This window comes from Nocardiopsis akebiae (assembly GCF_018316795.1).
Classification (GTDB): Bacteria; Actinomycetota; Actinomycetes; order Streptosporangiales; family Streptosporangiaceae; genus Nocardiopsis; species Nocardiopsis dassonvillei.
Genome location: NZ_CP074132.1, coordinates 5933953 through 5949079, shown reverse-complemented (window position 1 = coordinate 5949079; position 15127 = coordinate 5933953). Strand labels below are relative to the sequence as shown.

Here is a 15127-nt window from a genome sequence, read left to right as displayed (position 1 = left end):
CGAACGGTCGCGCCCGAGCGGCCCCGGCGCGCGGCCGTGTCCGAAAACGCTCCCCTGCGCCTCCGGGGGCGCCGAGCACGGACCGAAGCGGAGCGGAGTTTCGGAAGAACACGGCCTAGAAGCGGTAGACCCCTCCGTCGGGAAGCACGTCCTTGGACAGGCGGCGTTCCAGGTACAGGCCCTCCAGCGCGAACTCCACCACCGCGGCGGCCAGCCCCGGGGTCGGCGGGCCGTCCTCGTCCTCCGGGGCCGCGTGCCCGATCATCGCCGCGAGCCCCGGCACCGCGCCCACCCGCCGCAGCAGCTCGGCGGCGCCCACCAGGTCGCCGGTCTCCACCGTGCCGCCGCCCGAGAAGCGGTCGGCGAGCTCGGACAGGTCCGCCGTCCCCAGGCGTTCGCGGAACACCTCCGCCACCGCCCGGCGCAGCAGCGCGTGCAGGATCTCCGCCTCGCGGCCCTCGCAGCCCATCTCGAACTCGACCTTGCCGAGCAGCGGCTCCACCGCGGCGGGCAGGTCGCACACCCTGGCCACCGGGACCTCCTCGCCGCTCAGGGCCGCCCGGCGCAGCGCCGACGCCGCCACCGTCTCGGCCGCGGACACCGAGAAGCGCACCGACACCCCGGAACGGGCGTCCACCTTCTTTGAGGCGCGCACCAGCCGGGTGAAGCGCGCCACGGCCTCCAGCAGGTGCGAGGGCACCGTCGTGCCCTCGGGCAGGGCCGCCTCCTGGCGGACGAGCGCCAGTTCGTCGGCCAGGGTCAGCGGGTAGTGGGTGCGCACCTGCGCGCCGAAGCGGTCCTTGAGCGGGGTGACGATGCGCCCCCGGCTCGTGTAGTCCTCCGGGTTCGCGCTCGCCACCAGCAGCAGGTCCAGCGGCAGCCGCAGGCTGTAGCCGCGCACCTGGAGGTCGCGCTCCTCCAGCACGTTGAACAGCGCCACCTGGGCCCGCGCGGGCAGGTCGGGCAACTCGTTGACGCAGAACACGCCCCGGTTGGCCCGCGGCACCAGGCCGTAGTGGATGGTCTCGGGATCGCCCAGGGAGCGCCCCTGCGCCAACCGCGCCGGGTCCACGTCGCCGACCAGCTCGCCCACGCCGGTGTCGGGCGTGCCCAGCTTCTCGCCGTAGCGCTCCGAGCGGTGCCGCCACACGACCGGCAGGGCGTCGCCCTCCTGCGTCGAACGGCGCACGCAGGCCGGGCAGACCGGCGCGTAGGGGTGGTCGTTGACCGGGCACCCGGCCACCGCCGGGGACCACTCGTCCAGCAGGGTCGCCAGGGTGCGGATCAGCCGGGTCTTGCCCTGGCCGCGCTCGCCCAGCAGGACGATGTCGTGTCCGGCCAGCAGGGCCCGCTCCACCTGCGGCAGCACGGTGGTGTCGAACCCGTGCACCCCGGGGAACCGGGGCCGTCCCGAGCCCATCCGCCGCAGCAGGTTCTCCCGCACCTCGGCGGCGACCGGCCGGTGGACGTGCCCGGACTCGCGCAGGTCCGCGCGGGTGCGCGGAAGCGGGGGCGGGGCGGGGGAGGGGGGTTCGGGAAGGGCGCTCACCCCACGAACTTATCCACAGCCGTCAAGGAGCGTGTGGTTTCCGGGGTTGGCGTGCTGTTTCCTGGATACAAGGGGGCCCAGGGGCTCCGACCGCACCGTGCTGCCCGCACGCCGCACCGCTGCCGGAGTCCGTGTCCGTTCACCGGAAAACCTCCTGTTCGACGCCGAGGTGGAAGAATGGGACGTGACGGTGGAGTCCTGCGTCCGGCCGCGACGGCCGGCGAAACCGGGGGTGGCAGCTGGTGGCACGGTTCGGCGATGCACTGACGACGGGGGCGGACCTCGTGAACGCGGCCGAGCGCGCCGTACTGAGCGCCCTGGAACAGGTGGACGGCCCTACCGACCTGGTGTGCTTCTTCGTCTGCGGCGCCGACCCCGAGGAGGTCACCCTCGCGGGCAAGCGCGTCATGGAGCTGGCCGGCGACGCGGCCACCCTCGGATGCAGTTCCACCGGGGTCATCGGCGGCGGCCGCAGCGTCGAGGGCCAGGGCTCGGTCAGCGTGTGGTGCGCCGGTCTGCCCGGAGTGGAGATCACCCCGTTCCGGCTGGACACCGTGGTCGAGGACGACCACCTGGCCGTCATCGGCATGCAGGAGCCCGGCCCCCGCGACAGCGTGGCCATCCTGCTCACCAACCCCTACGAGTTCCCCACCCAGGCCTTCGTCCGCGAGTCCACCGAGGCCCTCGGCGGCCTGCCCCTCGTCGGCGGCATGGCCGACGGCATGCGCGGCGAGGAGTCGGTGCGGCTCTTCTGCGACGGCGAGGTGGCCGAGCACGGCGCCATCGGCGTCCTCGTCGGCGGCGAGAACGTCCTCGGCACCGTCGTGAGCCAGGGCTGCCGCCCCATCGGCTCGCCCATGACCGTCACCAAGGCCGAGGGCAACCTCCTGCTCGAACTCGCGGGCACCAACGCCTACGAGAAGCTGGAGGAGCTGGTCGAGTCCCTCTCCGAGGAGGACCGCGAACTCGCCGAGCACGGCTTGCACATCGGCATCGCCATGGACGAGTACGTGGACCGCCACGAGCAGGGCGACTTCCTCATCCGCACCCTGGCCGGAGCCGACCCCGAACTCGGGGCCCTAACCATCGACGACATGGTCGAGGTCGGCCAGACCGTCCGCTTCCAGGTCCGCGACGCCGGTACGGCGGACGAGGACCTGGCCCGCCGCCTCAGCGACTTCGGCGCCGAGCACCCCGTGGGCGCCGGTCTGCTCTTCTCCTGCAACGGCCGCGGATCCTCCCTCTTCCCGCAGTCCGACCACGACGTCCTGGCCGTCCACCGCGTCCTCGGCGTCGACGCCGTCGCCGGGTTCTTCGCCGCGGGCGAGATCGGCCCGGTCGGCGGGGTCAACCACGTGCACGGGTTCACCGCCTGCTTGCTGGCCTTCGCCTGAAACGCCTGCTTCCCCGCACCGGCCGCGCGACCGGTGCGGGGAAGCAGGGGACGTGCCCGCCGCCACCGGGAGCCGGACCGCGCCCGTTCCCGGCACAGGGTCCACCGTGTTCCCGAGTCGGACTTTTACCGCTATGAGACCGACACCCGACACGATCTGCTTGAGTGCGTTCGCGACGGATTGCTTACTGGGAGTGTCCATCTCGGTAACTCCACGTGTTTGGCAGGGCGGGAATGTCCCACACGAGGCGCGAGCGCGCCAGAAGCACCGCGAAGACTTTGGCGTCCCTGGGCGCCCTCGTGCTCCTCGCGCCCCTGCCCCCGGCCCCGGCGCTCGCGGAGGAGGGCTGGCTGCGCCAGGACCCGGGCTCCGCCGACCGGATCGGCCTGGTCCTGGAGTCCGGAGCGCTGCGCCTGGACGGCGACGCGGGCCGCGCGCCCGGCATCGTGGCCCGGTGGGAGCCGGAGCCCCGGCGCGGCGGTTTGGCGGTTTTCCCGCCGCAGCCGCTGGACGCCCCGGCCGACACCGTGGACGTGCGGGTGCGTACGGAGGGCGACCCCGGGGAGGTGGACACCGAGCTGCGCGGCGGCCGGACCGACGGGGCGTGGACCGAGTGGCACCCCGCCGGGGACGGGCGGGTGACGCTGCCGTACGAGGTCGCGCGCGTGCAGCTGCGGGTGCGGGTCGGCGGGGAGGCGACCGGTCTCACGGGCCTGCGGGTCCGCCCGCTGGAGGAGGACGGGGAGCCGCCCCAGGACGGTGGCGCCGGGGGGCCGTCGCAGGACGGCGGGGTCGAGGGTCCCGACGACCACGAGGACCACGACGGCCGCGCCGAACCGTTCTCGGCCACCCTCTTCGCCACCCGTATCGGCCTGGTCGGCGACACCACCGCCAACGGCCACAGGATCCGCGAGAACGACCACTTCGCCGCCCTGCCCTCGCGCCGGGGCCTGGCGGTCCGGGGCGGCGGCGAGTACACCGTGCGGGTGTGCACCACCGGCGCCCTGGGCCCCGAGGGGCGGGGCGGCACCGAGAACCACCGGCCGCGCTGCGCCTACCTGCCGGTGTGGGACGTGGGGCCCTGGAACACCAGGGACGACCACTGGAACGCCGAACGCGAGACCTGGCCCGACCTGGCACGGGGGCGCCCGCAGGCGCAGGCGGCCTACACGCTGGGGCACAACGGCGGTCTCGACGGGTTCGGGCGGCGGGTGCGCAACCCGGCGGGCATCGACCTGGCCGACGGCGCGTTCCGGCAGGGGCTGGAGCTGCCCACCAACGGATGGGTGCGGGTCGACTACCTGTGGACCGGCGAGTACCGCAGGCGCGCGCGGATCACCGCGGCCGACCAGCGGCACCCCGTGGTCGTGCGCGGGGGTCCGGGGCTGGAGTACGGGCAGGTGGGCCTGGCCGCGCACAGCGCCAACGTCGACGTGGCCTGTCAGGCCGTCGGCGACGCGGTGGCGGGCACGTTCGGGACGAGTCGCGCCTGGTACCGGATCGGGGAGGGCGACTACGTCCCGGCCGTGTTCGCCGACGGCGGGGCGGACGCCCCGGCCTGCGCGGAGCCGTGAGGCGCGGGGCGTCGACGGTGTGCGGGCAGCACGGGGCGGACGGGGTGGGACCCCGCTTTCACCACGATAGGCCCCGGCGGGCCCGCGCCGACAGGGGGAGCCCCCGCCTGTGGACAACCCTCCGGCGCACTCGGCGGCGGGCGCCTCAGGTGCGGACGACCACGGTTCCGGCGACCCGGTCGTGCAGGGCGCGCCTGTCGTCGCCGAGCGCGGCCATGGACTCGGCCAGCGTGAAGATGTGGCCCACGACCGGCAGGGACTGCGGGAAGCCGAAGAACGCGGAGCGGCCCATCGCCTGCCCCTGGCCGAGCCCGCCGCCGTCTGCGGCGTCGACCACCTTGATCCCGACCATCATCTTGCCGAGCGTGCGCCCCCAGGTGACCAGGTACAGCCAGTCGTAGAAGAACAGCAGCAGACCCCACCCGAACACGAACAGCAGCGCCCACAGGGTGCCCTCGGCGTCGGTGGTCTGGTCGCTGCCGGTCAGGATCACCGTCACGAAGGCCATCAGGACGAAGAACGCGAACGCGGCGATCACCACGAGGACGTAGTCGATGGCGCGGGCGGCCAGGCGGCGGCCGAACGTGGCCATCTCCGGGGCCGGGAACGGGCCCCGCCCCGGCACGCCCCATCCGGTGCCCGGAGGATGCGCGCCCCCTCCGGGCACGGGGCCGCCGGGGCCCCACCCCCCGTTGGGGGGCGGGTACGCGCCGGGACGGGGTTCCTGGGGGTGCCAGTGGGGCGAGGACATGTCGGCAGGGAATCCCTCGGTTGGTCGGACCGGCGGCCGGGGAAGCCGCCGCGGGAGTGTGCTTCGAGACTACGACGCGGGGAACCCTCCGGAGGATCCCCGCCGCACACGCGAAGGGGCGCCCCGGCCCGGGGGCGCCCCCAAAGCGGCGGGGGCGGTCGGACACCGCCCCCGTGATCGCCGAACCTTCGCTACATGCCGGTGTAGGGCACGGCGTCGATGATCTCGACGCCCAGGCTCTTGCCGTTGGGCAGCGTGTAGCTGACGTTCTCCCCCACGCGCTTGCCGTTGATGGCGGAGCCCAGCGGTGACCTGGGCGAGTACACGTCGATGGGAGAGCCGCTCTCCTCGCGGGAGGCGAGCAGGAAGGTGACCTCGTCGTCGTCCCCGTCGAACTTGACGGTGACGGTCATGCCGGGGCCGACCACGCCCTCGGTGTGGGGCGCCTCGCCGACCCGCGCGGTGCGCAGGATCTCGGTGAGCTGGAGGATGCGGGCCTCCATCTTGCCCTGTTCCTCCTTGGCGGCGTGGTAGCCGCCGTTCTCCTTGAGGTCGCCCTCTTCCCGGGCCGCCTCGATCTTCTCCGCGATCTCGATGCGCCCACTCCCCGACAGGTGGTCCAGCTCGGACTTGAGCCGGTCGTACGCCTCCTGGGTGAGCCAGGTGACGTTGTCATCGCGGGTCTGGGTCACGGGAACTCCTTGTGTACTAGTAGCAAAGGCCACCAGGCGGCCAGAGCTGAACTTACGAGAATATCACCGTGCGTCGTGGCACACGGGTTCCCGCGGTTCGGCGGTGCCTCCGGAGCCGGGCTAAGGGGCTCGGTGGATCAGTCCTGCGAACCTTGTTCCCTGCACGAGGCCACTTCTACCGTGGCGGCCTGACGAACCGTCTCAACGGTCGTGGTGACCATCCGGTTCCCGGCCTCGGCCTCGGAACGGGTCTGGCCCACCTCGACGAGCTGTTCGTCCAGCGCCACGATCAGGCACTCGGCGCCGCTCCTGCTGTTCACCTCGTAACTGATGGTGGCCTCCTCGGGCGTGGGCGCCGAGAAGGTGACGACCTGGTGGTACACGCCGCCGCCCAGACCGCTGAAGTTCATCACGGAGTAGCCCCAGCCGACCGCGCACGTCACCGCGAAGAGGGTGGCGATGACGAAGAAGACCGGTCCGTTCCCGTGGCGCTTGCGCAGCGCGGGAGCGGTACTGGCCGAGGAGTCGGCCGCTGTGTCGGCCGTGGCTTCGGCGCTCTTCACGGCGTCTTCCTCCGGGGTCGGCTGCATCGGGAATCTCCGAACAAGGGGACGGTGTTGTCTAAGATATCCCCGACCTGACAGCCTCCCCACGCGCCCCGCGCGGAAGTCGTCCGAGCCTGTGTACGGGGGGAGCCGGACGGCCGCGCCCCCGCGTCCGTCCACCTAGTCAAGGAGACCCTTCGTTGTCCGAGCGCCTGCGGCTCATGGCCGTTCATGCCCACCCCGATGACGAGTCCAGCAAGGGCGCGGCCACCATGGCCCGCTACGTGGAGGAGGGCGTCGACGTGCTCGTTGTCACCATGACCGGTGGCGAGCGCGGCGACATCCTCAACCCCGCGATGGAGCGTCCCGACATCCGCGAGAACATCGCGCAGGTGCGCCGAGAGGAGATGGAGCGGGCCAGGGAGATCCTCGGTGTCCAGCAGGAGTTCGCCGGTTTCGTCGACTCCGGCCTGCCCGAGGGCGACCCGCTGCCGCCCCTGCCCGAGGGCTGTTTCGCCACCCTCCCGGTTGAGGAGGGCGCCGCGCCCCTCGTGGAGTCCATCCGCAGGTTCCGGCCGCACGTCATCCTCACCTACGACGAGAACGGCGGTTACCCGCACCCCGACCACATCATGACCCACAAGGTGTCGATGCACGCCTTCGACACCGCGGGCGACCCCGACGCCTACCCGGACGCGGGCGACCCCTGGCAGCCGCTCAAGCTGTACTACTTCGTCTCCTTCCCACCCGAGCGGTTCGAGGCCCTGGCCGACGTGCTGGCCGCGCGCGGCCTGGAGAACCCCTTCGAGGAGTGGATGAAGCGGATCGCGGACCGCGACCGCCCCCGCTGGGAGATCACCACGCGCGTGCACTGCAGCGAGTACTTCGACGTCGCCGACGAGGCGCTGAAGGCGCACGCCACCCAGGTGGACCCCAACGGGTTCTGGTTCGCCGTGCCCAACGAGGTCGTCGCGGAGGCCTGGCCGAGTGAGGACTACCACCTGGTGCGCTCGCTGGTGGACACCGAGGTCCCGGAGAAGGACCTCTTCGCGGGTGTCCGAGAAGCAGTGAGAGTATGAGCGGTATGAACACCCTTCTCACGTCCGCGACGGTGCTGGCGGGCGACTTCCAGCTCGACAGGGACACCGTGACCCCCGGTGTGCTCGGCTTCCTAGTCATCTTCGTGATCGGCGTCGGACTGTACTTCCTCATGCGCAGTCTCATGGGCAAGCTCCGCGCCCTGCCCAAGGACGACGACTTCGGCGCGAGGACCGCGGCCTCCGACGACGGCGGGTCGGCCGACGCGGCGCAGGTCTCCGCCGAGGACACCGCTCCGCGGGCCTGAGGAGACGCCCCCCGCCCTGCCCCAGCGGGACGGCGTGTCCGGGCCCACCGCCCGGACCGGACGCCTCGGGGCGCTCCCGCGTCCGCCGGGCGGGCGCGCGACCCCCTCCCGGGCGGTGGCCCGCGTCCCGCTCCGGCGGGCGCGCGACGTCCCACCGCCCCGGGCGGCGGATTTCACGGACGCCCGGTCGGCCCCCGTGCCCCGCTCCGGCGGTTGCGCGACGCCCCGCGGCCCCGGATGGCAGAGTTGGGGCATGCCCAACCGCCTGAGCGACGCGACCAGCCCCTACCTGTTGCAGCACGCCGACAACCCCGTGGAGTGGTGGCCCTGGGGCGAGGAGGCCCTGGCCGAGGCGCGTCGGCGCGACGTGCCCCTCCTCGTCTCCGTCGGCTACGCCGCCTGCCACTGGTGCCACGTGATGGCCCACGAGTCCTTCGAGGACGAGGCGACCGCGGCCCTGATGAACAGCCTCTTCGTCAACGTCAAGGTGGACCGCGAGGAGCGCCCCGACGTCGACGCCGTCTACATGGAGGCGACCCAGGCCATGACCGGCCAGGGAGGCTGGCCCATGACCGTGTTCGCCACCCCCGACGGCGCCCCGTTCTACTGCGGCACCTACTTCCCGCGCGAGCACTTCCAGCGCCTGCTGCGGGGCGTGGCCGACGCCTGGCGGGACCAGCGCTCCGAACTGGTCGGCCAGGGCGCGCGCGTGGTGGAGGCGCTCAGCGGCCCGCGCACCCTGGCCGCCGCGCCGCCGCCCTCCGCGGACCGGCTCGACCTGGCCGTCCGCGCGCTGGTGCGCGACTACGACAGCGCCCACGGCGGTTTCGGCACCGCGCCCAAGTTCCCGCCGTCGATGCTGCTCTCCTTCCTCACCGCGCAGGACGAGCGCACCCGGCCCCTGCGGAGTTCGGACGAGTCCACGCCCGCCTGGCTCATGGCCAGCGGCACCGCCCTGGCCATGGCGCAGGGCGGCATGTACGACCAGCTCGGCGGCGGTTTCGCCCGCTACTCGGTGGACCGCGAGTGGACCGTGCCGCACTTCGAGAAGATGCTGTACGACAACGCCCTGCTGCTGCGCGCCTACGCCCGGATGGGCCGCCGCCCCTCGGGGCCGGGGGTCTCCGACGCCGCCACCCACGCCCTGCTGAGCCGGATCGCCGGGGAGACCGCCGACTGGATGCTGCGCGACCTGCGCACGCCCGAGGGCGGGTTCGCCTCCGCGCTGGACGCCGACAGCGAGGGCGAGGAGGGAACCTACTACGTGTGGACGCCCGCCCAGCTGAGGGAGGTCCTGGGCGAGGAGGACGCCGCCTTCGCCGCCGAGGTGTTCGGCGTGACCGAGGAGGGCACCTTCGAGCGCGGCGCCTCCGTGCTCCAGCTGCCCGCACCGCCCGCCGACGCCTGGCGCTACCAGCGGGTCCGTGAGGCCCTGCTGGAGGCCCGCGCCGAGCGGGTCGCCCCCGCGCGCGACGACAAGGTGGTGGCAGCCTGGAACGGTCTGGCGGTCGCCGCGCTGGCCGAGGCCGGGGTGCTGCTGGAGCGGCCCGACCTGGTGGCGGCCGCCCGTGAGACCGCGGACCTGCTGCTGCGCGTGCACCTGCGGGACGGGCGCCTGGCCCGCACCTCCAGGGACGGGCGCGCGGGCACCAGCGCCGGGGTGCTGGAGGACTACGCCGACGTCGCCGAGGGGCTGCTCGCACTGCACGGTGTGACCGGTGAGGCGCGCTACGCGCACGAGGCCGGGCGTCTGCTGGACACCGTCCTGGACCGCTTCGGCGACGGCTCCGGCGGGTTCTACGACACCGCCGACGACGCCGAGCGCCTCTTCAACCGCCCCCAGGACCCCACCGACAACGTCACGCCGTCCGGCCGGTCGGCGGCGGCGTCCGCGCTGCTCACCTACGCCGCGCTGACCGGCTCCGAGCGCCACCGCACGGCCGCCGAGGAGGCGCTGTCCCCGGTGGCGCTGCTGGCGGAGAAGGCCGCCCGGTTCGCCGGATGGGGCCTGGCCACCGGCGAGGCCCTCCTGACCGGGCCGCGCGCCGTCGCGGTGGTGGGCGACCCCGACGACCCCGTGACCGCGGAGCTGGTGCGCGCGGCGCTGGTCTGGGCGCCGCTGGGCACCGTGCTCTCGCGCGGCGACGGCCGCGACGACGGCGGGGTGCCGCTGCTGCGCGACCGCGCGCCGGTGGGCGGGCGACCGACCGCCTACGTGTGCGAGGGCTTCGTGTGCAAGCTCCCGGTCACCTCGCCCGAGGACCTGCGGGAGCAGCTGCTGGTCTGACGGGTGCCGCCGCCAGGATCCTGGGAACCGTCTTTCGAACCGGCCTCAGCTCCTGGGGGCTGGTTCGGGCGCCCACGGGGTTCTGGAGGTGGCGGAGGCGGGTTCCCGTGGGGGAACCGCGCCCCGGGCGCCGGTCGAGGGTGGTGGCGGGCGACGGGTGGGACGAAGCGGAGCGGAGGCCTAAAAACACGCCCTAACCCAGGTGCGTACCGGCGATGATCCGGTCCACCAGGTCGGGCCGGTAGCCCGGCTGGCGGATCTCCATGTACACGGTCGTGGGCTCGCCCGGCTCGTGCACGGCGGCGCTGCTCAGCGACCCGTTGCCGTGGCACTCGGGCCAGTCCCACACCGTGCCCTCCCAGGCCCCGGTGTCCAGCGGGCGCTCCTCCGGAGGGCCTCCGCACGGCTCGGCGCCGGCGATCCCGCTCAGGTCGGCGGGACCGCTCACCACGGTCGCGTACACACCGTAGGCCGTCTCCCGGGTGGACCCCCAGTCCTCGGCGTCGGTCGCCACCAGCAGCCCCGGGCCCGCGCCGGCCCCGGCCGCCGCTGGAAGGGCCTCCTGCGCGGTGTGGATCTCGTGGGCCCACACCGACGGCACCTCCAGGTAGACCCCCTGCGCGGCGTCGTGCACGGTGGTCAGGGACACCCCCGGCCTGCCCAGGGACCCCGAGAGGCCGGCTCCCATCAGCACCAGCGCCCCCGCCAGGGCCGCCGCCCGGCGCCAGGGCATGCGGAACCGCTGCCACCACGGCACGGCCGCCTTGGGCAGGTCGGGCGCCATACGGATGGTTCTGACCCGGTCGGTGAAGGTTTTGGCGTCCGCCGGACGGCTTTCCCGGTCCACTGAAAGCGCCGAAAGGATGAGCTCGTCGAGCGCGGGGGGCAGACCTGGCCGGATCTGGCCAGGGGCCACCTTCACCGGAGGGCGCGAGGGCGGGCGGCCGGTGATGAGCTCGTAGGCCACCGCGCCCAGCGAGTACACGTCCGACCGGACGTCCAGGTCACCGCCGGGAATGCTCTGCTCGGGGGACATGTAGCCGGGGGTCCCGGCCGCCGCGGTGAACCCCGACGCCTCGTCGATCGACTTGGCGAACCCCAGGTCCGCCACCAGCACCCGCTGCCCCACGGGCGACGACTGGAGCAGCACGTTCGACGGCTTGATGTCGCGGTGGATCGTGCCGTGGTTGTGCAGCACCGTGATGCCCTGGCCGATCTCGGTCAGCAGCCGCAGGGCCTCGTCCAGGGGCAGTGTGCCCCGGTGGACGAGGTCGGCGACGCTGCCCTGGTCGGCGTAGGTCATCACCATGTAGGGCCGGCCGTCGGGGAGCACGTCCACGTCGTGCACCGCCACCAGCCAGGTGGAGTCGGTCTGGCGCAGGATGCGCGCCTCCTCCAGGAAGCGGTGCTGGATGTCCATCTGGTGCGCCCAGTTCTCGGCGAGTACCTTGATGGCCACCGAGTAGTTCAGCAGGTCGTCCTGCGCCAACCAGACCGTGGCGAAGGAACCCGACCCAAGGCGCCGGATGACGCGGTAGCGCCCGAAGGCCTCAGGTTGGCTCATCTCCGCCTCGGTCTGTCAGGGGTGAACACGCGGTCGTTGCCCACTAATACACCATCTGTACCTTCACATTGCCTCCCGCCGATATGATCCCCTCTCCGGGTGGCGCCGATCCCCTCCGGCCGTGGACACTGGAGGAGGCCCGAAGGGCTCCGCGCAGTGCGCGGCGGCGAGGGCGACGATTTTTCGCGAGTGCGGATCCGGACCGGGGCCGTAGACGTCCCAGTGACGTGTGACCCTCGAACGCAAGGGGCGCACCCGCGTCCGCAGCGGACGGCCGGATGTCTGCCGTCAGTCAGGGAGAGACCAGACATGCGCAGTAGTGACCACGCAGACCACGAGGAGAGCCCCGCGCCGCGGCGCAGGGTGGCGAGCAACGTCGACGAGGAGCTGGAGGACCTCGCGCGCCGGGCCAAGGCCGGGGACGCCATGGCCCTGGACGACCTGCTCCGGCGGATCCAGCCCGAGGTGCTGCGCCGCTGCGCCCGCTTCCTGCCCTACCGGCAGGACGCCGAGGAGGCGTGCCAGGACGCGCTGCTGCGCGTGGCGCGCAAGATCGACAGCTTCAAGGGCGACTCCCTGTTCACCACGTGGCTGTACACCGTGGTGTCCAACTCCGCCCGGCAGACCTACCGCTCCATGAAGCGGCGCTCGGCGGAGTTCCCCACCGAGGCCGAGCGCATGCCCCACCAGAGCGACCCCCGCACCACCAGCGTCATCGCCGGTTCCCGCATCGACCTGCTGGAGGCACTCGACCAGCTGGAGAAGGACCGCCCCAACCTGGTGGCCCCCCTGGTCCTGCGCGACCTGTGCCAGATGGACTACAACGAGATCGCCTCCGAGCTCAACCTGGCCCTGGGCACCGTCAAGTCCCGCATCCACCAGGGGCGCAAGCACGTGCGCAAGTCCCTGGCCGTGACGTAGCCCCCTTCGGGCGAACTACGCTGGAGGCATCCCCGTCGGCACATCCTTTCCAGCGGTGTGCTGTTCCAGATCCAGCTCTGAGAGGTTTCGCCAATGGGGCTTCGTGACCCCCTGTACTGGCTCTACGAGCGGCGCCTGGAGCGTCGGCTGACCAGTCAGGAGATCCCCCGCCACGTCGGTGTCGCCATGGACGGCAACCGGCGCTGGGCCAAGGTGAGCGGGCTCGGCGCCGCCGAGCAGGGCCACCAGGCGGGCGCGAACAAGATCTTCGAACTGCTGCGCTGGTGCGACGAGGTCGGCGTGCAGGTGGTCACACTCTGGATGCTGTCCACCGACAACCTCAGCCGGGACGAGTCCGAGCTGGGCCCGCTGGTGCGCATCATCGAGCAGACCATCGCCCGGCTGCGCGAGGAGGGGTGGAACACGCGCCCCGTGGGGGCCCTCGACATCCTGCCCGCGTCCACCGCCCAGGCGCTCAAGGAGGCGGAGACGGCCACATCCGGTAACCCCGGGCTGGTTGTCAACGTCGCCGTCGGGTATGGAGGTAGACGTGAGATCGCTGATGCGGTTCGGTCCCTCCTCCAAGCGGAGGCGGCCAAGGGCACCGGTATCCAGGAGCTTGCCGAGCGCCTGGACATCGAGGACATCGCACGGCATCTCTACACGCGCGGTCAGCCCGACCCCGACCTGCTCATCCGCACGTCGGGGGAGCAGCGCCTGTCCGGCTTCATGCTGTGGCAGAGCGTGCACTCGGAGTTCTACTTCTGCGAGGTCTACTGGCCTGCCTTCCGCAGGGTGGACTTCCTGCGTGCACTTCGCTCGTACGGCGCGCGCAACCGCCGCTACGGATCCTGATCCCCCCGAGCCCGACCCCTTAACGCGGAGTTCACCGCGCGGAGGGAGAGGTCCCTTGGAAACGGGAGCGCGGACGCGTAGCGTCGGAAGTAGCGGGTGGCGTTCGTCCACCCGTTCGGGAGGCCCCGTCTCATTGATCTCCTCCGCCATCGCGGAACGTCAACGAGGAGGGCCGGACCCGGCCCTCGCGGGCCAGGTCCCGGTCCTCCATGATCCCGTGACAGTAGGGCGCCCCAGCGGTGCCCAAGGGGAGAACGAGTGGCTAGTTCCTCGACCGATCGCCGTGACACCCAGTCCCCCGACCCCCGTACGGGGGTAGGCCAGGACGCACGCGTCTACGTGCTCGACACCAGTGTCCTGCTCGCCGACCCGGCCGCCCTGAGCCGGTTCGCCGAGCACGAGGTCGTCATCCCCGTGGTGGTGATCACCGAACTGGAGAGCAAGCGTCACCACCCCGAGCTCGGGTACTTCGCTCGTCACGCGCTGCGCCGCCTGGACGACCTCCGGATCGCCCACGGCCGTCTGGACGTCCCGGTACCGGTGAACGATCTCGGCGGCACGCTGCGGGTGGAACTCAACCACAGCGATCCGCAGATCCTGCCGGCGGGCTTCCGGCTCGGCGACAACGACACCCGGATCCTCACGGTGGCCCGCAACCTCCAGGAGGAGGGCGGGGACGTCGTGCTGGTGAGCAAGGACCTCCCGATGCGGATCAAGGCGTCCTCCATCGGGCTGGCCGCCGACGAGTACCGGGCCGAACTGGCCATCGAGCACGGCTGGACGGGCATGGCCGAGCTGGACGTGCCCGCGCACCAGATCGGCGAGCTGTTCACCAGCGGCGAGAGCGACATCGACGCGGCCCGCGACCTCCCCTGCCACACCGGACTGGTGCTTGTCTCCGAGCGGGGCAAGGCGCTCGGCCGGGTCCAGCCCGACAAGTCGGTGAGGCTGGTGCGCGGCGACCGCGACGTGTTCGGCCTGCACGGCCGCAGCGCCGAGCAGCGCGTCGCCCTGGACCTGCTCACCGACCCCGACGTGGGCATCGTCTCCCTGGGCGGGCGCGCTGGCACCGGCAAGTCGGCGCTGGCGCTGTGCGCCGGTCTGGAGGCCGTCCTGGAGCGCCGCCAGCACCGCAAGGTGATGGTGTTCCGGCCGCTGTACGCGGTCGGCGGCCAGGAGCTGGGCTACCTGCCCGGGACCGAGAACGACAAGATGACCCCGTGGGGCCAGGCGGTGCACGACACCCTGTCCGCGGTGACCAGCGAGGAGGTCATCGAGGAGATCGTGGACCGGGGGATGCTGGAGGTCCTCCCGCTCACCCACATCCGCGGCCGGTCGCTGCACGACGCGTTCGTGATCGTGGACGAGGCCCAGTCCCTGGAGCGCAACGTCCTGCTCACCGTGCTCTCCCGCCTCGGCCAGAACTCGCGGGTGGTGCTCACCCACGACATCGCCCAGCGCGACAACCTGCGCGTGGGCCGCCACGACGGCGTGGTCGCGGTGATCGAGAAGCTCAAGGGCCACCCCCTGTTCGCGCACGTCACCCTGACCCGGTCCGAGCGGTCGCCGATCGCCGCCCTGGTCACGGAGATGCTGGAGAACTGACGCGGTACCGCGGCGGGCCCGTCGGTGTGACGGGCCCGCCGCCCC

Annotated in this window: 13 protein-coding genes; 8 read left to right on the top strand and 5 right to left on the bottom strand. The window is 72.5% G+C overall.

The genetic code is table 11. The features are described from left to right. Positions 1-115: 115 nt before the first annotated feature. The gene (locus tag KGD83_RS25355; RefSeq protein ID WP_212641493.1) at positions 116-1549 is read right to left on the bottom strand and encodes a sigma 54-interacting transcriptional regulator; all 1434 of its coding nucleotides are present in this window, start codon (positions 1547-1549) and stop codon (positions 116-118) included. Between the two features lie 242 nt (positions 1550-1791). Between KGD83_RS25355 and KGD83_RS25350 the strand changes: the two genes are divergently transcribed. Both KGD83_RS25350 and KGD83_RS25345 read left to right on the top strand, forming a co-directional pair. Beyond that, positions 1792-2943, top strand: a complete 1152-nt coding sequence (locus KGD83_RS25350; protein WP_013151149.1) for an FIST signal transduction protein — start codon at positions 1792-1794, stop codon at positions 2941-2943. Between the two features lie 233 nt (positions 2944-3176). After that, a complete protein-coding gene (locus KGD83_RS25345) occupies positions 3177-4517 on the top strand; it encodes a hypothetical protein (protein WP_212641492.1) in 1341 nt (446 codons plus the stop codon). 145 nt (positions 4518-4662) lie between these two features. On the opposite strand, the gene KGD83_RS25340 is transcribed toward KGD83_RS25345, so the two are convergent. The 3 genes from KGD83_RS25340 to KGD83_RS25330 all read right to left on the bottom strand — a co-directional run bounded on the left by KGD83_RS25340 (position 4663) and on the right by KGD83_RS25330 (position 6550). Next, on the bottom strand, positions 4663-5109 hold the full coding sequence (locus tag KGD83_RS25340; RefSeq protein WP_249352022.1) for an RDD family protein: 447 nt from the start codon (positions 5107-5109) through the stop codon (positions 4663-4665). A 350-nt stretch (positions 5110-5459) separates the two neighbouring features. Further along, the gene (gene greA / locus KGD83_RS25335; RefSeq protein WP_013151152.1) at positions 5460-5960 is read right to left on the bottom strand and encodes a transcription elongation factor GreA; all 501 of its coding nucleotides are present in this window, start codon (positions 5958-5960) and stop codon (positions 5460-5462) included. Positions 5961-6097: 137 nt separating this feature from the next. Then, positions 6098-6550, bottom strand: coding sequence for a DUF4307 domain-containing protein (locus KGD83_RS25330; RefSeq protein WP_212641490.1), 453 nt, complete (start codon positions 6548-6550; stop codon positions 6098-6100). Between the two features lie 155 nt (positions 6551-6705). Between KGD83_RS25330 and mca the strand changes: the two genes are divergently transcribed. The 3 genes from mca to KGD83_RS25315 all read left to right on the top strand — a co-directional run bounded on the left by mca (position 6706) and on the right by KGD83_RS25315 (position 10137). Next, entirely contained in the window at positions 6706-7584 is an 879-nt protein-coding gene (gene mca / locus KGD83_RS25325; RefSeq protein ID WP_212641489.1) for a mycothiol conjugate amidase Mca, read from the top strand. A 5-nt stretch (positions 7585-7589) separates the two neighbouring features. Further along, a complete protein-coding gene (locus KGD83_RS25320) occupies positions 7590-7850 on the top strand; it encodes a hypothetical protein (protein WP_212641488.1) in 261 nt (86 codons plus the stop codon). Positions 7851-8103: 253 nt separating this feature from the next. Beyond that, positions 8104-10137, top strand: coding sequence for a thioredoxin domain-containing protein (locus KGD83_RS25315; protein ID WP_212641487.1), 2034 nt, complete (start codon positions 8104-8106; stop codon positions 10135-10137). Between the two features lie 193 nt (positions 10138-10330). On the opposite strand, the gene KGD83_RS25310 is transcribed toward KGD83_RS25315, so the two are convergent. Beyond that, on the bottom strand, positions 10331-11701 hold the full coding sequence (locus KGD83_RS25310; RefSeq protein ID WP_212641486.1) for a serine/threonine-protein kinase: 1371 nt from the start codon (positions 11699-11701) through the stop codon (positions 10331-10333). A 309-nt stretch (positions 11702-12010) separates the two neighbouring features. Between KGD83_RS25310 and KGD83_RS25305 the strand changes: the two genes are divergently transcribed. From KGD83_RS25305 to KGD83_RS25295, 3 genes are all read left to right on the top strand, one after another. Further along, complete coding sequence (locus KGD83_RS25305; RefSeq protein ID WP_212641485.1) at positions 12011-12622, top strand: RNA polymerase sigma factor; 612 nt, start codon at positions 12011-12013, stop codon at positions 12620-12622. Between the two features lie 93 nt (positions 12623-12715). Then, positions 12716-13477, top strand: coding sequence for an isoprenyl transferase (locus tag KGD83_RS25300; protein WP_013151159.1), 762 nt, complete (start codon positions 12716-12718; stop codon positions 13475-13477). Between the two features lie 258 nt (positions 13478-13735). After that, on the top strand, positions 13736-15082 hold the full coding sequence (locus KGD83_RS25295) for a PhoH family protein (protein ID WP_394358084.1): 1347 nt from the start codon (positions 13736-13738) through the stop codon (positions 15080-15082). Positions 15083-15127: the final 45 nt, after the last annotated feature.

Coding starts and splice junctions, on each gene's coding strand:
- KGD83_RS25310 (WP_212641486.1), bottom strand. CDS start 11,701: ATGAGCCAACCTGAGGCCTTCGGGCGCTACCGCGTCATCCGGCGCCTT.
- KGD83_RS25315 (WP_212641487.1), top strand. CDS start 8,104: ATGCCCAACCGCCTGAGCGACGCGACCAGCCCCTACCTGTTGCAGCAC.
- KGD83_RS25340 (WP_249352022.1), bottom strand. CDS start 5,109: ATGGCCACGTTCGGCCGCCGCCTGGCCGCCCGCGCCATCGACTACGTC.
- KGD83_RS25320 (WP_212641488.1), top strand. CDS start 7,590: ATGAACACCCTTCTCACGTCCGCGACGGTGCTGGCGGGCGACTTCCAG.
- KGD83_RS25330 (WP_212641490.1), bottom strand. CDS start 6,550: ATGCAGCCGACCCCGGAGGAAGACGCCGTGAAGAGCGCCGAAGCCACG.
- KGD83_RS25305 (WP_212641485.1), top strand. CDS start 12,011: ATGCGCAGTAGTGACCACGCAGACCACGAGGAGAGCCCCGCGCCGCGG.
- KGD83_RS25300 (WP_013151159.1), top strand. CDS start 12,716: ATGGGGCTTCGTGACCCCCTGTACTGGCTCTACGAGCGGCGCCTGGAG.
- KGD83_RS25345 (WP_212641492.1), top strand. CDS start 3,177: ATGTCCCACACGAGGCGCGAGCGCGCCAGAAGCACCGCGAAGACTTTG.